Raw genomic sequence first — 16,233 nt, 5'->3', positions numbered from 1 at the left:
GAAGCGATGTGATTTGGAGTTTATTTTTCACTTTTATAAAAATTGGCCTTCTTTCTTTTGGAGGAGGGTACGCCATCATTCCGATGATTCAGCATGAAGCTATGGCTGGGGGGTGGTTATCCGAAGGGGAATTCCAAGAGGTAGTTTCCATCGCAGGGATGTCACCCGGGCCTGTTGCAACGAACAGTGCAACCTTGATCGGATATCGTATAGCCGGAATCGAAGGAGCGATTGTGTCAACATTAGGCATGGTTCTGCCCTCATTTTTAATCATCATCGTTATTTCCGTCTTCTTTTATCGGGTGAGGGACAGTCAATGGATTAAAACGTTATTTTATGGTTTGCGGCCAGTGATTACAGGCTTGATTGCCTATGCTGCGATTCGTTTTGGCTTAAATAGCGTGGAACATGCTTTTATTACTTGGCAGACCCTTGGCATGTTGATCATTGTATTCGCTGCACTTTATGGTTTAATGAAATATAAGCTGCATCCGCTCACCATTATCGTTGCTTCTGGCATTCTTGGGGTAGCTTTTTTTTAGACAGAGCCGGGACAATCCCAGATTGGAGGTAAATCATGTCAGAGAATATACGGGCTTGTTGTTCAGCTAGTCGAAATCAAGTCGCGAAACAAGAATCTATTGATGTTTGTAAGGAGAACACAACGGTTCAAGGAGTAACAGGGGATAAAGATTTCTCGGACATGATCCTTATCCCTGGAGGCACTTTTCTTATGGGGACGGATGATAAGGAAGGGTTCCCTGCAGATGGAGAAGGGCCGACTAGGAAGGTTACCTTATCTTCCTTTTTGATGGATGCAACGGCGGTTACGAACAAGCAGTTTGCTGCTTTTATCAAGGAAACAAACTATGTTACAGATGCGGAACGATTTGGATGGTCTTACGTGTTTCATTCTTTTGTTTCCATGGAGACTGGGAAAAAGGTGACCCAAGTAGCCACTCAAACCCCCTGGTGGTGGGTGGTGGAGGGAGCGGATTGGTGTCATCCTGAAGGTCCGGATTCCCATGTAGATGAACGACTTGATCATCCGGCTATTCACCTATCATGGCATGATGCGGATGCATATTGTCGTTGGGCTGGTAAACGTCTGCCTACGGAAGCGGAGTGGGAGTATGCCGCACGAGGAGGACTGGTTCAGAAACGGTATCCTTGGGGGGACGAATTAAAACCAGGCGGAGAGCATCGCTGTAATATATGGCAGGGAAAGTTTCCCGATAAAAATCATGCCAGCGATGGTTTTGCAGGTACCGCACCTGTAAGTTCCTATCTGCCTAACGGCTATGGTCTTTATAATATGTCAGGAAACGTGTGGGAATGGTGCGCGGATTGGTTTACTAAGGATTATCATTTATCTTCCGAAGCCGTGAATCCGAAAGGTCCAGCAAGTGGTGTCGCAAGATCAATGCGCGGAGGATCGTATTTGTGCCATAAATCTTACTGCAACCGTTATCGGGTGGCGGCTAGAAGCAAAAATACTCCAGACAGCTCTGCCGGAAATATTGGCTTTCGATGTGCGGCTGATTATACAGGTTAGAGCACTTTTACGACTACTACATAAGAAGGAGGAACTTCCTTGTCCTCTATCATCCATAGTCAGTTTGACATCAGCGTGCTGGACGTCCTAAAGATTCAATATCAGAAGCGGATCCTGTTCGATTACGTCCAGTCTTGTTATACCGTCTCTTATATCCAAAAAGGTGAGGTATTGACGACATCCTCCGAAGGAGAATATGTTGCTTCTGCCGGAGACGTGATGATCCACCGTCCTAACGAGCCTTTTAATGTGATCTCCAAAACGGATGGGATACATTATCTGTTTAATATTAACGCTAAAGTTAAAGACGGAGATGACTTCTTTAAGTTATTCCCTTTAGGCAAGGTGATTCGGGTCCGGGATCGAAGCGAATATGAGCGAAGGTTTGACGAGTTGCGAAGCCTGTGGTTGCAGGAGGAAGATGATTTCAGGAATGTTCAGGTCGGTTCATTGGCATTTTTTCTTCTTTATGAAATTATGGAGAGTACCAAGCTTGGCGGTCGCCGCTCTTCACGAGATCCCTTTATCACGGACCGCTTTAACGAAGCGTTGCAATATATGGAGGAGAGGCTTGATCAGGAGATTAGTAGAGAGGAGCTTTCCAAGCTCTATCATATGAATCCTGTTTATTTTAGCCGGACATTTCAGAAAATATATAAACTGACACCCATGCAAATGCTGCGAAAATTGCGGCTGCAGCAAGCTAAACAAATGCTGGAATATACGGATTATACAATCGAGCATATCTCCCAGAGATGTGGTTATTATGATGCTTCACACTTCAGCAAGGTATTTCGTGGCGAATACGGCAAGGGGCCGGCAGAGTACCGGAAAAGTATCGAATTTACAAAAACAAACATCGCTGCTCCATAGCGGAGTTTTCCATATTCATTTACTCTTATAAGCATGAGCAGATCATTCTAAGCTCCCCGAATCGAGCGTAACCATTTCGATGAAAAGGAAAGGCAGGGAATAACTCATGAGAATCTTGTATTTGGATTTGGATTCGCTTCGCCCGGACCATCTGGGATGTTATGGCTATCATCGGAATACCTCCCCGAATATCGATTCAATCGCTAAAGAAGGTGTCACCTTTACCAACTACTATTGTTCAGATGCTCCTTGCCTGCCGTCTCGTTCCGCTTTAATGTCGGGGCGATTTGGCATTCATAATGGGATTGTAGGGCATGGCGGAACCGCTGCTGATATGCGTAGAGAAGGAGCCAACCGTGAATTCAATGACCGTCTGGGGATGGAGAGCCTTCCGGCTATATTAAGGCAAGCGGCGATGAAAACCGCATCGATCAGCACCTTCTCCGAACGACACTCGGCGTGGACCTTTAACGCCGGGTTCCAAGAAGTGTTTAATGTTGGTGGCCGAGGGCATGAGACGGCAGAGCAGGTGCTTCCAGTGGCACTTAAATGGATTGAGGATAACGGGGAGTCCGAAAATTGGTTTCTGCACCTGAATTTCTGGGATCCGCATACACCTTATCGTACACCCGAGAGCTACGGTAATCCGTTCGAGAAGGAGCCTTTACCCGATTGGATCAAGGAAGACGTGTTTGAGCTTCACCGAAATAAGAAGGGGCAGCATAGTATTGAAGATATGAATGCGCTCGCGAAATCGCATTATCAGCAGCATTTCAGGCATCAGCAGGAGATAGAGAACCGTGATGACCTGCGTGTTATCTTTGACAACTATGATGCTGGAGTTAAGTATCTGGACGAGCATCTCGGGAAAGTTTTTTCTAAGCTGAGAGAACTTGGCGTGATGGAAGATACGGCTATCTTGATCTCTGCGGATCATGGAGAGAGTCTGGGTGAACTAGGAATTTACTCCGAACATGGCACAGCAGACGAGGCGACTTGCCGTATTCCGATGATTGTTCGCTGGCCAGGGGGCAAGAAGGGAATTGTGGAGGAGGGGCTACATTATCACCTTGATCTAGGACCTACATTAGCAAGCCTTTTGAATTTGAAAGGGGCTGCTTCTTGGGATGGTGAAAGTTATGCAGGTGCCATTCTGGAGGGGAATTTGGGAGGGCGTGAGTATCTCGTAATCTCACAATGCGCGCATGTGTGTCAACGCAGCGTCCGATTTGCGGATTGGTTATATATACGTACCTATCATGACGGACACCATGGATTCCCGCAAGAAATGCTGTTTGATTTGAAGCATGATCCTTATGAACAACATAATCTTGCCGAAGTACGTAAAGACGTTTGTATGGAGGCTGTCTATCTGTTGAATGAATGGCATGATCATATGATGGGCTCCATGGATTGTGATATCGATCCATTATGGACGGTACTTATGGAAGGTGGACCCTACCATGCCAAAGAGTATCTGAGCTCATCCTTATAGGATGCTTAATAATATCCTAATAAATGCGGCGAATGAAAGACATATGAAAGGGAGGTTGCCCTGAATGGGCAACCTCCCTATTTATGTTCTCGCTTTTTGTGGATCTATTAAAGATCCGGGAAGCCTCAAAACGGTCTTCGTCCCGCTACCCTCCTTACTGTACAGCAGAACGCCGCAAGGATCGCCATACTTAAGATTTAGACGATTATTGACATTTAGGAGACCGATATGATCTCCTGATTCTATATTCTTACCAGCCAGCAACTCCGTAAGTTGTTCCAGTCTTGTTGTATCGATACCTACACCATTATCTTCAACCACGATTTCAAGCAGCCCCGCTTCGTTTTTCTCTACGGAGATCAGCAGAATTCCTTGTCCTTGTGCCTCAAGCCCATGACCAAGCGCATTTTCAACAATAGGTTGAAGGATCATTTTAGGCACGGGAATGTGTAACCATTCCTGTGGACACAACAGCTTGTAAGTAAATTTGTCCGGGAAACGGCCTTGGTAAATCCTCACACAAGATTCCGCGATTTTCAGCTCTTCCTCAAGAGTTACCTCCTCTTTGCCTTTGATGCTGTACTTGAGCATTGTGCTTAAGGCGGTAGTCATCTCGAAGATATCCCGATTTCCTTTTACGATCGCAACGCCCTTGATTGTATCTAAAGTATTGCTTAAGAAATGCGGATTAATTTGACTTTGTAAATACGAATATTCCGCCCGCTGCTTTTCCAGATCGGTCAGATAAAGTTGAGTTGAAGCATCTATTAATTGGTCCGTCAAATCGTGGATCCGTGTGGTCATATCGTTGAACTGTCGAGAGATGATTTCAATCTCAGCATAGCCCTTTAAATCGACCTTGTTGTTCAATATCCCCAGACTTCCACCCTTTAATTGATTCATATAGCGCATAAGCCTAGACAACGGTCTTAAGAGATTCATCATAAGTACAGAATAGGGAATAGAGACGACCAGCAAGATTAAGGCTAGAAGAGCATAGCTGACTTTCTTCAATTTCTCCAGTTCTTTCATTAAATTATGGACAGGAACAGCAGTTATGATTTTTCCAGAGATCTCCGGTAAGCTAAAGGACTGAATTGCATATTTCTTTCCATGAACCGTCTCGACGATGGACTCTCCATCCCTTCCAGTTGCCCGAGTTTGAAACTGCTGGAGCATATCCTCCGGCTCATTGCTATTAGAGTAGATCATGCCTTTATCATCCATCATAAAAAAGCTGGTTCCGACCAATCGGGGATACTCAGAAATTTCAGTTTGAATGGCTTTCATATCTACAATAACTGCGAGATAGCCAATTTTTTCACCATATAGGGACGTGTCACCTGAAGCGAAGATGTTCATCCCGAAAAGCAGTTTTCTCTTGTCGATGACTTTGTCTGGAGGACTGTATCCGCGATAATGAACGATTCCATCCTCCTCAGCTGTTTTCATAAGATCGATAGCATATTTTGTTCTTCCTGCTAAGGAAATACGTGTGTTTGAGCTACCGATAACAATAATATCTAAGATATCCGTGTTCATATTTCGGGCGATGCTCAACAATCCTTCAACTTTTTGGGATAGATCGTAGACTCGAAGCTTATCATTCTCGACTAGGAACTTTTGGACGGTCGAATCGTAACCCACATTCATCATCATGGAAGAGACGTTGGCATAGTTGTCAGAAATCCGTTGTTTGAGGAGGGAGACCAGCTCCGTATTGTATTGCGTATTTTGATTAATGATAGTCTCGCTTGATAGTTGGTAGACTCGTGAAACGATGATTGGGATAATGGCAACAATAAATAACCCGAATAGCAAAACCTGAGTACGGATGGATAGTCTCTTAAATGTCTTCATTGTTTAGTTCCCTATATTGTGTAGGTGTCATTTTGAGATGCCGCTTAAAAATTCGTGTGAAATAGAAATAATCCTGAAAACCGCATTTCTCACCGATTTGGTAAATGGAAAGGTTGGTTTCGATCAGCATTTTACAAGCGTATTCAATTCGTAAACGACTGATATGTTCGATGATGGTCTCGCCGACCTCTTTTTTGAATAATTGGCATAAGTAATTTGGGCTTAAAAAAAACTGATTGGCTAATTGCTGGATCGAAATTTCTTGATTGAAATGGTTGCGGATGTATAACATGATTTCTTTGACTTTGTGGTTTGAGATTCGTGAAATATCAGATTCGTTTCTGTTCATAAAAATATCAAGTGTCATAAGAATCAGATCATCGATCATAGCTTCAGCCGTGCCGTACCGATAATAGAGCTGTTCATATCCTTCAAAAAAACGGCCGCTAACCCGAGTTCCTTCCCGAGGAAATAAGTAGAGGATCGATGTATAGAGCAAATAGGCTTCTTTAATGGTGAACGTTCCCTCTTTGAATAATTTCTTTATCGATTCCATGGCTGCTATGAAACCGAGCCGGTCTTTATTATGAAGAATCCGGGATATCTCTTTGAGCTTCTCATCGATCGGTATTTCCTGTTGTGGATTCACCCGGTAACATCCGGGCATCCCCGTTGTGAACATACTGAAAGCAGCATGAGAGGCGGACTCTAAAGACGCATCCAATTGGTGTATATCCGAAATAGGAGGACCGATCCCGACTCCGCACTCTTGTACAACTTCTGTTTGTTTAAGACCCTGGAGGAAGACTTCGTATTGGCACTCTTCCAATAAGTAACCATACCGACGGCGGCTCATTGGGAAGACCAGGGAAGAGAACTGCCTGACATCTACAGGTGAACTTAACCCTTGGATAACAATGGGGATATGAGGGGTATCTTTCGACAAGGGTATTTTCTTCTCATCCAACCATAAGTTAATTCGTTCAAGATCTCCGGAACAAACCGCTTCATAAAGTTCGAAGTCGTGGATAGGTTGTTCTTTAACTGTCTTGGAATCGTGTTGCTGGGCTATTCGGTTGAGCATTCCTTCAATTTCTTCGATTTCAAAGGGTTTGAGACAATATCCGAAAGTACCATAATTCATTGCTTTTTGTGCATAAGCGAACTCGGCATGTCCGCTGAGTACGATAAAGATCGTATCCGGCGCGATGGCCTTGCCACGTTGAATGAGCTCTAGTCCATTCATAACAGGCATCTTGATATCTGTTAGAACAAGGGTGGGGCGAAGCGATTGAATTAATTGAAGGGCTTCTTGCCCATTTTCGGCATCGTCGATCACTTCAAAGCCGTATTTCTTCCAATTCACTCCTGCTTTAATTCCTTCTACAATCCACTTCTCATCATCTGCAATAATTACTGAACGCATAAGTGAATCCCCCTCTCTTTATAGAGCTCTTAGATTTATCCTAGCGATTGTGGACCAAGGGGGGTATGGACGATCTTACGCTCACTATGTCCGATATTACGTGCCACAGGAAGGTCTCCCGCAAAGGTGTGAAAAATCCACATGATCGGAGTTGTATTCTCTATACAAGAGAATTTACACTCCCGATATAATTTACCATATAAATCGCTTACAAGCATAACAAACTCATACAGAAAGGTGGGGAGAAGATTGGCTGATTCTGTAACCGCTCGTACGCCTAAACGAAACTTAAAAACTCGTGCTCCAAAGCAAAGTTTAGGAAAAACGATTTTACAGTACAAGTATTTTTACCTCATGGTTCTACCGGTGTTAATCTGGTATGCCCTCTTCAGCTATGCTCCCATGTACGGTGTAACGCTAGCATTCAAAACATTTAATTACAGTGAGGGGATTCTGGGAAGTCCTTGGGTTGGCTTGGAGAATTTTCAAACACTGCTGACCGACCCCGATTTTCGCAAGGCGTTTTGGAATACGGTCATTATCAGCTTGATGAAGCTGGTCACTCATTTCCCGATGCCCATTATCCTGGCGATTGTTTTATATGAGTTTTCCAGGACAAAAATGAAGCGGTTTTTTCAGACGATCCTGACGTTCCCGCATTTTATATCGTGGGTTGTACTGTCGGGGATTATTATCAATATTTTAAGCAAGGACGGGATTTATAACCAGATCATCATGCTGTTTGGTGGAGATCCGAATTCTCCTCTTGTCGATGAAAGTGCATTCAGACCCGTTCTGTATATCACGCATGTGTGGCGAGAGATCGGTTGGGATTCAATCATTTACCTGGCGGCTCTGGCAGGGATCAATCCTGAGCTGTTTGAAGCGGCTGAAGTGGACGGAGCGAACCGGTTTCGCCGTTTGCTAAACATCGCATGGCCGGGTTTGAAGAGTACAGTCGCAGTTCTGTTAATCCTTCAAGTTGGACAACTACTAACCCAAGGTTCGAGCTTTGAGCAAATTTTCAACCTGTATAGTTCGCCGGTATATTCGGTTGCCGACACGATCGATACTTACATTTATCGGACTTCCTTCACGATTGGAGGAGACTTTGGATATATGACCGCCGTGGGTGTCGTCAAGTCCATTATCAGCCTAATCCTTTTATGGGCGGCCAATACGTTCGCTAAGAAGATGGGCGAGGAAGGGCTGTATTAATCTGCAGGAAAAAGGGGAGAAGCAAGTGACCGACACAACGGTTAAAAAGAGAAAAAAGTGGAGTGTCTTCGATATCGTCGCATTCGTGGTTCTGGGGCTCCTAGCAATAGTAACATTTTTTCCTTTCTATAATGTTCTTATTATCTCTGTGGCAAAGTTCGAAGCGATTAGTAAAAGTGACTTTTATATTTTTCCGCTTTCGTTTGACCTGTCCGCTTACAAGCTTTTGCTTCAGGATATGAAGTTTTGGACTTCCATCTTTAATTCTGTCATCGTAACTGTGGTTGGCGTGTTGTTCAGTATGACAATCTCTGTGGCGGGAGCTTACGCATTATCCAAGCGGGGTATGCCCGGCAGAAACATAATGCTCAGCTTGATCTTGTTCACTATGTTTTTCAATGGCGGTTTAATTCCTTTTTACTTAGTCGTTAAGGATCTAGGATTCGTAAACAATATACTCGTCATGATCATCCCCGCGGGTCTCAATACGTTTTATCTAATCATTATGAAAAACTATTTCAATACCATTCCAGAAAGCTTGGAAGAATCGGCTAAGCTGGACGGGGCGAATGATCTGTACATTCTTTTCAAAATCATTATTCCGATCTCTGCTCCATTCATGGCGACTTTTGCTTTGTTCTATGCTGTGGAAAGATGGAATGAATGGTGGTATGCGCTGATTTTTATCAGTGACGCTGCAAAAGCACCACTTCAGATTTATCTGCGGGAGACACTCATTACTTCGAATTCCTTGCTAAGCCAAATGGCACAAACGATGGCCGAGCAGGAGCAGACGGGGAAGGTCTACACACCTGCACTTCAAATGGCAGCGATTGTAGTTTCGAGTATTCCGATTATTGTTGTTTATCCGTTCCTGCAGAAGCATTTTAATAAAGGGATTATGGTGGGTTCAATAAAAGGATAAGAAAGATTTTAAATAGATTGATTCTATCCTAAAATAGGATAAAGGGAGGTTTCAAGCATGCATAGAAAGAAAATAATGACATTGGCATTATGTATAACTTTGTTGGCTTCAGTACTCACGGCTTGCGGTGGAGGCAATAACGGCAAAGGGCAGGCTGGTTCAAACGGTGAAACATCTCCGAATTCTTCTAACTCCACGGATAATCCTTACAAGGATCCAATGACCATTTCTCTTGGGTTTTGGGATGCGGATGCCGAGATTGCTAACATCGAAAAGGACCCGATCGCTAAACAAGTATTGGAGAAATTCAACATCACACTAAAACCTGTCAATTTGTCTTGGGATGACTATACCCAGAAGATTCAAATGTGGGCCGCTTCCGGCCAATTGCCAGACATTTTCGCGATCGACGCCGTCGGCACGCAATATCAGCGCAAATGGGTAAATCAAGGCGTTGTCAAAGCGCTCCCGGATCTTTCAAAGTATCCAAACCTTGCAAAATACTTCGAATCGCCAGATATTAAAGGATTAGGAGTAGATGGAAAGTATTATACTGTGCCTCGCCGGATGTTCCCGAGTGTTGATTGGAGCGCACTGGATCGTATGGTCTTCTATCGTTGGGATCTTGCTCAAAAGGCCGGGATCACCAAAGAGCCAGAGACATGGGAAGAGTTTGAAGCCATGCTTGATGCAATCGTAAAGTCGGATCCGGAAGGCAAGCATGTTACTGGCCTTACGACGACAACTACCAAGATGCTGGGCGGATTCTTCTGGTTGTATGGCAACCCGGTTGCTACTAGTGATGGAAGCGGCAGTGATTTTAAATGGATCAAAGAGGATGGAAAGTTTATCCCTGCTGTATTCTCTAAAAATGCGCTGCCAGCGCTGCAAAACATGAAGAATATGTACGAAAAAGGATTGATCGATCCAGACATCGCGCTCGTCAAACCAGCAGAGTCCTATGACAATTTCGTAGCAGGCAAAGCAGCTGCTCTTCTAAGCGGTGGAGGTTTCATAAATTTAAATAGCGATATGTATGAAAAACGCTGGAAAACAGCTTATCCGGATAAGGATATGACGGAGAGCGTGAAGGCGCTCAAGCCGCTTATCGGTCCTGATGGTGAACGCTCACATGCCATCTTTAAAACATACTGGTCAGAAAGCTATTTCAGCAATAAGATTGACGATAAAAAGATGGATCGCATCATGGCACTCTATGATTATGTGTTGTCTCCTGAAGGCAAGGATCTGTTGACTTATGGCATCGAAGGTGTAGATTATAAGCTCGAAAATGGGCAGAAGGTTGTCATTGAAAAGGGTTCATTAAATGAGAAGTATCCAGCTAGCAGATTTCTGAAGAATTTGGTGGCTTATGAAACTTCAGATAGCTATAACATGGATAACCCGACGATTGCTAATGAAGGAATCCGCGAAGAAGCTGTCGATTACATCGACTGGATTCAGAACAATACAAAGGTGCCAGAATACGACATTAGGTTAACTTATATGTCCACCCCAACAAAGGATAAATTTACTGTGCTTGACCATGATGATTTGCTTAAGATCATGCTTTCCAAAGAACCCGTTGAGAGTTACTGGAATAGCATTGTGAACGATTATAAGGCTAAAGGTCTTGATAAAATGATAGAGGAAGTAAATGAGAAGGCCAAGGAACAAGGTATTGAATAATGGATGAATAGAGAAGATCCGGGCGCTAGTAGCCCGGATCTTCCGTTTAATTATTTGAAGTATGGCTTAGACTGTGCGGCGCTACAGACCGCATACTTATAAGATTGGGAGGGTAAAGTCTATGAACCTTAGCATTCATTTGACAGGGTTAACCGAGAAACAGTTAGCAGCTGTTTCAGAAGTAGCGGGAATATTGAGTATTCGAATGGAACGCTCAGGGATACCAGTGATTTGTAAGAAGCAAGGGAAGGGCATTCGAATATCTTACGATGAGGCTCAGGTCACCATTGCGTATGAACAGGAACATCAATTGTTCCGGGCACTCAGCCGATTTCTTGAGAACGTACGCCGTGGAGAACGAGTTGAAATTAATGAACGGCCGGTTTATGAACAGTTAGGCTTCATGGTAGACTGTTCGCGAAATGCGGTTCTTAACTATGAAGGATACAAGGAATTGATCCGGCGTTTAGCGCTTATGGGATATTCAACGGTTCAGTTGTATACGGAAGACACCTACGAACTGGAGGGATACCCTTATTTCGGCTATTTGCGAGGCCGATATACAGGAGATCAAATTCGGGAGCTGGATCAGTATGCCGCGTTATTTGGCATAGAACTGGTTCCTTGTATTCAGACCCTGGCCCATCTCGGCCAAGCGTTGAAATGGCAGGCACATGCACCGCTTGTGGATTTCCAAGATATTCTCCTTATTGATGATCCCAGAACTTATGAGTTAATTGATCGAATGTTTGCTTTTATGTCGGCTCATGTAAGCAGTCGCCGCATAAATATCGGGATGGACGAAGCTCATATGATGGGACTTGGTAAATACCTGGATAAGCATGGGTATCAGGATCGCTCCTCGTTAATGTTAAAACACTTTAGCACTGTTATGGAGATCGCCAGAAAATATGGTTTCCAGACGATGATGTGGAGCGACATGTTTTTTCGTCTGGCCAGTTCCGGAGAATATTACGATGCTGAAAGTCCAATTAGCCCTGATATTGTAAAGCTGATTCCTGAAGATGTTACCTTGATCTACTGGGATTATTATTCGGAAACGCAGGAGAAATACGACGGGATGTTAAGCAAACATAAGCAGCTAAATGATCATATTGGATTTGCAGGTGGTGCTTGGAAATGGATGGGCTTCGCTCCAAACAATGAATTCAGTCGCCATGTCAGTCTGCTGGCTCATGATAGCTGTGTTAAGTATGGAATTCAAGAAGTGTTGATTACCGCATGGGGAGATAATGGCGCTGAAGCTTCCGTTTTCTCGGTTCTTCCTACCCTTCAACTTTGGGCGGAGCTCTGCTACACGAGATGTTTCGTGGAGAACCATGTCAAAGAAAGATTCAGTAGCTGCGTGCAAGGCAATTATGATGACTTTATGGCACTCGATGCGGCCAACTTGGTTCCGGGTAATTCGGCACCGGGGGGATGTTCTATCAATCCGGCTAAATACTTGCTTTATCAAGATATTTTATGTGGTTTGTTCGATCGACATGTTATTCCTAGCGCGTATTCGAAGCATTATCAGCAAAGTGCAGAAAAGCTCGAACAGGCGATCACTCGCAATTCGCCTTGGCAATCCTTATTCTCTGTACAAGCCAGCTTGTGTCGCTTGCTCGAAATAAAGAGCGAAATCGGGATTTCTATACGCGAAGCTTATCATCGTGGAGATTTAGAGGAATTGGCTCACTTTGCCAAGGTGACTTTGCCACAATTATCTGATTTGGCCAGACAATTCATGGACGACTATCGAGTGCAATGGGAGCAGGAAAATAAGGTGTTTGGTCTTGATGTCTTTGATCTTCGTATGGGAGGATTGCTTCAGAGAATCAGAACGGCGATTCATCGAATCAATCGCTATGTCGAAGGGAACGTGGAACAGATTGCTGAATTAGAAGAGGAGCTTCTGACGTTCGACGGCCTTGTTGACGAGGGCAACCCCAGGGCGATAAGTGCGAATTTATGGCACACGATTGCAACACCATCCGTGATCGCTGGGGTTTAAGAAGGGGGTGAGGTTATGATTGATACTAATCTGGACAATCAAAAGGGTACAAAGCAGCCTAACCTTCTGCTTATCACCGTAGATCAGATGCGTTTTGATTGCCTGAGCATTATGGGACATCCCGTCGTTGAGACACCCAACCTGGACGCTCTGGCATCAAGGGGGATCTTATTTGAGCACGCGTATTCGGCTACCCCCAGTTGTATTCCCGCCAGGGCTGCTATCATGACAGGAATGGGGCAAAGATCACATGGCCGGGTTGGTTATCAGGATAAGGTTGAATGGAATTACGCCCATACGATTGCCGGCGAGCTTGCTCAAGCTGGTTATCATACGCAGTGTGTTGGCAAGATGCATGTGTATCCTGCACGTAATCTATGTGGATTCCATAATGTGGTGCTTCATGATGGATATCTTCACTACAATCGGGATAAGAACCAAACGTTCCATGATGAACACTATGATCAAGTGGACGATTATTTGCAGTGGCTGCGAAGACAAACTGATACCAATTCGGATATCACTGACTTAGGCCTCGATTGCAACGCCTCAACGGTTGCCCGCCCCTGGCACTTGCCGGAAGCGATGCATCCAACGAATTGGTGCGTAACCGAGTCGCTAGACTTTTTGCGAAGAAGAGACCCTGGGAAACCATTTTTCCTATGGTCTTCCTTCGTTCGCCCGCATTCCCCCTTGGATCCGCCACAATGTTATCTAGATATGTACAAGGACTTGGAATTTCCTGATCCTCCAATCGGAGATTGGGTGGACGAGAGTGCTGCCTTAAACGCAGCTAAGGATCCAACTTCTTCGTTCACTAATTTGCCAAAGCGCAGATTGGATCGTGCCCGTGCCGCGTATTACGCGCTAATTACGCATCTTGACGACCAAATTGGGAGGTTGATCAATGGGCTGCAGGAGTATGGAGTTTTAAATGAAACTTTGATTCTATTTACTTCTGATCATGGTGAAATGATGGGGGATCACCATTACTTCCGGAAATCTCTTCCTTATGAAGGAAGTGCTAAGATTCCTTTCATAGTGTTTGATCCGGGAGAAACGCTTGGACTTCTTGCCGGCTCCCGGCTTGATTCCATTGTAGAGCTTCGCGATATTATGCCCACATTTCTTGAAGCTGCTGGCGTCCAAATACCATTTACAGTAGAAGGGCAAAGTGTGTTGCCGCTGTGCAGGGGAGATCAGACATTGTGGCGATCTTATATTCATGGGGAACAAGCCTATGGAGAAAAGTCCCACCACTTCTTAACGGATGGAAGAGAGAAATTTATTTGGTATTCTCAGACAGGGGAAGAGCAGTATTTTGATTTAGCGGCAGACCCCTCAGAGAAGATTAATGCGATAGGCTGTATTGATAAATTCGAGCGCATAAAAGAATGGAGAGAGCGTCTTATTCACGAGCTGGAGGGACGAGAGGAAGGGTTTGTAAACAACGGCGAATGGATTGCCGGACGCCCAATTTCTCATATTCTAAAGGCATCCCAATTGGGGGAATAATCATAACTTAGGGCAACCTGAACTTTCAGGTTGCCCTAAGTCTGTTAAGGATAGAAAGAAAGGTTAGTGAATTTACCAGCTACTCCGGCGTTCAGGCAAAGGGTCCTGATCTTGAATCATTCGATGGACGAGCAATTCAATCATCGAATGGCGAATATCACTATAATCGGGATCTTCAAAACGATTGGAGTTCTCATGAGGATCCTCTTTCAAATCATACAATTCACCGTAGGTCTCACCTGCGAAGATCACCAGCTTATAGCGTGTTGTACGCAAACACTTAGCGTTAATGCCGCGATCATGAGCAATATAAGCGGTTAGGGCAGAATTGCGCACATGGGACTCTCTTCCAGCCAGCACCTCCATCTGTGACACACCTTGAATTCCGTAGGGAGTTTTGAGACCTGCGGCTGCAAGCAGTGTGGGGACAATATCAACATGTTCCATCAAAGCAGGGACCCGTTGCCCGGAAGCAATCCCAGGACCGCGTACGATCATCGGGATTCGTGTTAACCCTTCATAAAACCACGGCCCTTTGTAAATCAGCCCATGGTCACCGAGCAGTTCTCCGTGGTCGCTGGTGAAGAGGATGACTACATCATCGTACATATCTTTTTGACGCCAAGCTTTTATAATACGTCCGATCTGCTCGTCAATGAAGGTAATCATCGCATAATAATTTCGGGTGAGCCGTTTCATATGCGCTTCATCAAGAGAATGCTCCTCACCGCCACCAGGCCAATATCCTCCCTGACTCTGACGCAGCAGATGTGGAGGACGAAGATGCACGTCGTCTGCTTCGCTGGCTGGAGATGGAATGTCAGTGTCAGCGTACATATCCGCGTAAGCTTTTGGAGGGTCAAAGGGGTGATGTGGATCGACGAAACTGGTCCATAAAAATAGCGGTTGTTCGGTTTTGTGAGAGAGGATCACATCGATGCTCCGTTCAGCAATCCAGTATGACTGGTGTAGCTCTGGAGGGATTTCGCTCTCCCACACATCGTTTTGAGCATTAGAAGCTCTGTAACGGTCCTTGCTGAAACGTTCTGCCGCTTCAGGGTTGCGCACTCTAAGCCACTCCATATATTCCCCGATACAATTATCTTCCGTAATATGATGTTCATCAAATCCGTAGTACGTTCCATCGGAAGCTCTTCCGCGGTCACGATAAGCAGGCTCTTCATATTCTTGTGAAAAGTCCCCCTTCATCTGAGGGCGGAAATGCATCTTTCCTATACCGATGGTTTTATAATCCGCTTTCTTTAAATGATCGCATAAGGTAAGTTCATCTTCTCTGAGTGTGGTACCGATGTTCCAGGCACCGTGAACATGCGGATACCTGCCTGTAAAAATGGAAGAACGTGAAGGCGTGCAAACAGGACTAGCGCAGTAAGCACCAGTGAAGAGTGTGCCTTCCGAAGCAAGCTTGTCAAGCTCAGGTGTCAGTACGGAAGCGTTTTCGATACCTAGTGCGTCCGCACGCATTTGATCTGTGGTAATTAACCAAATATGAGTTCTTTTTGACATCCGTAACAACCCCCTATGAATATAGTGTATAGCATCACAAAAGCCTCTAGCAACCAATGAATTCTCCATATATTTCATTAGAATCGTCCATATGGGTTGATATTTTTATTACCTATAATTAAATAGTCTATCT

At 44.6% G+C, this 16,233-nt stretch carries 12 protein-coding genes; 9 read left to right on the top strand and 3 right to left on the bottom strand.

Translation table 11 applies throughout. The features are described 5' to 3' along the window. Window positions 1–8: 8 nt before the first annotated feature. The 4 genes from MHH46_RS18310 (at window position 9) to MHH46_RS18295 (ending at window position 3,923) form a co-directional block, all read left to right on the top strand. Window positions 9–542 (top strand): chromate transporter, encoded by a 534-nt coding sequence (locus MHH46_RS18310; RefSeq protein WP_076129733.1) that lies wholly within the window; start codon window positions 9–11, stop codon window positions 540–542. 35 nt (window positions 543–577) lie between these two features. Next, complete coding sequence (locus MHH46_RS18305) at window positions 578–1,555, top strand: formylglycine-generating enzyme family protein (RefSeq protein ID WP_076194896.1); 978 nt, start codon at window positions 578–580, stop codon at window positions 1,553–1,555. A gap of 39 nt (window positions 1,556–1,594) precedes the next feature. Further along, window positions 1,595–2,428, top strand: a complete 834-nt coding sequence (locus MHH46_RS18300) for a helix-turn-helix domain-containing protein (RefSeq protein ID WP_076194898.1) — start codon at window positions 1,595–1,597, stop codon at window positions 2,426–2,428. Window positions 2,429–2,534: 106 nt separating this feature from the next. Continuing rightward, window positions 2,535–3,923, top strand: a complete 1,389-nt coding sequence (locus tag MHH46_RS18295; protein WP_076194900.1) for a sulfatase — start codon at window positions 2,535–2,537, stop codon at window positions 3,921–3,923. Window positions 3,924–4,004: 81 nt separating this feature from the next. On the opposite strand, the gene MHH46_RS18290 is transcribed toward MHH46_RS18295, so the two are convergent. Next, a complete protein-coding gene (locus MHH46_RS18290) occupies window positions 4,005–5,783 on the bottom strand; it encodes a sensor histidine kinase (protein ID WP_076182360.1) in 1,779 nt (592 codons plus the stop codon). Then, window positions 5,770–7,209, bottom strand: coding sequence for a response regulator (locus MHH46_RS18285; RefSeq protein ID WP_076194902.1), 1,440 nt, complete (start codon window positions 7,207–7,209; stop codon window positions 5,770–5,772). The genes MHH46_RS18290 and MHH46_RS18285 overlap by 14 nt, the downstream gene beginning before the upstream one ends. Window positions 7,210–7,458: 249 nt before the next feature. Between MHH46_RS18285 and MHH46_RS18280 the strand changes: the two genes are divergently transcribed. The 5 genes from MHH46_RS18280 to MHH46_RS18260 all read left to right on the top strand — a co-directional run bounded on the left by MHH46_RS18280 (window position 7,459) and on the right by MHH46_RS18260 (window position 14,573). Next, a complete protein-coding gene (locus tag MHH46_RS18280; RefSeq protein ID WP_076194905.1) occupies window positions 7,459–8,427 on the top strand; it encodes a sugar ABC transporter permease in 969 nt (322 codons plus the stop codon). Between the two features lie 148 nt (window positions 8,428–8,575). Continuing rightward, window positions 8,576–9,352: a carbohydrate ABC transporter permease gene (locus tag MHH46_RS18275; RefSeq protein ID WP_256717819.1), complete on the top strand. Its 777-nt coding sequence runs from the start codon at window positions 8,576–8,578 to the stop codon at window positions 9,350–9,352. Between the two features lie 57 nt (window positions 9,353–9,409). Then, complete coding sequence (locus MHH46_RS18270) at window positions 9,410–11,041, top strand: extracellular solute-binding protein (RefSeq protein WP_076194908.1); 1,632 nt, start codon at window positions 9,410–9,412, stop codon at window positions 11,039–11,041. 121 nt (window positions 11,042–11,162) lie between these two features. Next, complete coding sequence (locus MHH46_RS18265) at window positions 11,163–13,058, top strand: family 20 glycosylhydrolase (protein ID WP_076194910.1); 1,896 nt, start codon at window positions 11,163–11,165, stop codon at window positions 13,056–13,058. Between the two features lie 15 nt (window positions 13,059–13,073). Continuing rightward, a complete protein-coding gene (locus tag MHH46_RS18260; protein ID WP_076194913.1) occupies window positions 13,074–14,573 on the top strand; it encodes an arylsulfatase in 1,500 nt (499 codons plus the stop codon). A 72-nt stretch (window positions 14,574–14,645) separates the two neighbouring features. Here the strand turns inward: MHH46_RS18260 and MHH46_RS18255 are convergent, their stop codons facing one another. After that, a complete protein-coding gene (locus MHH46_RS18255; RefSeq protein ID WP_076194916.1) occupies window positions 14,646–16,100 on the bottom strand; it encodes a sulfatase in 1,455 nt (484 codons plus the stop codon). Window positions 16,101–16,233: the final 133 nt, after the last annotated feature.

The organism is Paenibacillus sp. FSL H8-0175, from assembly GCF_045040615.1.
Taxonomy (GTDB): Bacteria; Bacillota; Bacilli; order Paenibacillales; family Paenibacillaceae; genus Paenibacillus_AQ; species Paenibacillus_AQ odorifer.
The sequence above is the reverse complement of the archived record's forward strand: the minus strand, read 5'-3'. Positions and strand labels throughout refer to the sequence as shown.

Excerpts from the sequence above, each read along its gene's own strand:
- MHH46_RS18305 (WP_076194896.1), top strand. The coding sequence starts at position 578 with ATGTCAGAGAATATACGGGCTTGTTGTTCAGCTAGTCGAAATCAAGTC.
- MHH46_RS18295 (WP_076194900.1), top strand. The coding sequence starts at position 2,535 with ATGAGAATCTTGTATTTGGATTTGGATTCGCTTCGCCCGGACCATCTG.
- MHH46_RS18290 (WP_076182360.1), bottom strand. The coding sequence starts at position 5,783 with ATGAAGACATTTAAGAGACTATCCATCCGTACTCAGGTTTTGCTATTC.
- MHH46_RS18285 (WP_076194902.1), bottom strand. The coding sequence starts at position 7,209 with ATGCGTTCAGTAATTATTGCAGATGATGAGAAGTGGATTGTAGAAGGA.
- MHH46_RS18270 (WP_076194908.1), top strand. The coding sequence starts at position 9,410 with ATGCATAGAAAGAAAATAATGACATTGGCATTATGTATAACTTTGTTG.
- MHH46_RS18265 (WP_076194910.1), top strand. The coding sequence starts at position 11,163 with ATGAACCTTAGCATTCATTTGACAGGGTTAACCGAGAAACAGTTAGCA.
- MHH46_RS18260 (WP_076194913.1), top strand. The coding sequence starts at position 13,074 with ATGATTGATACTAATCTGGACAATCAAAAGGGTACAAAGCAGCCTAAC.
- MHH46_RS18255 (WP_076194916.1), bottom strand. The coding sequence starts at position 16,100 with ATGTCAAAAAGAACTCATATTTGGTTAATTACCACAGATCAAATGCGT.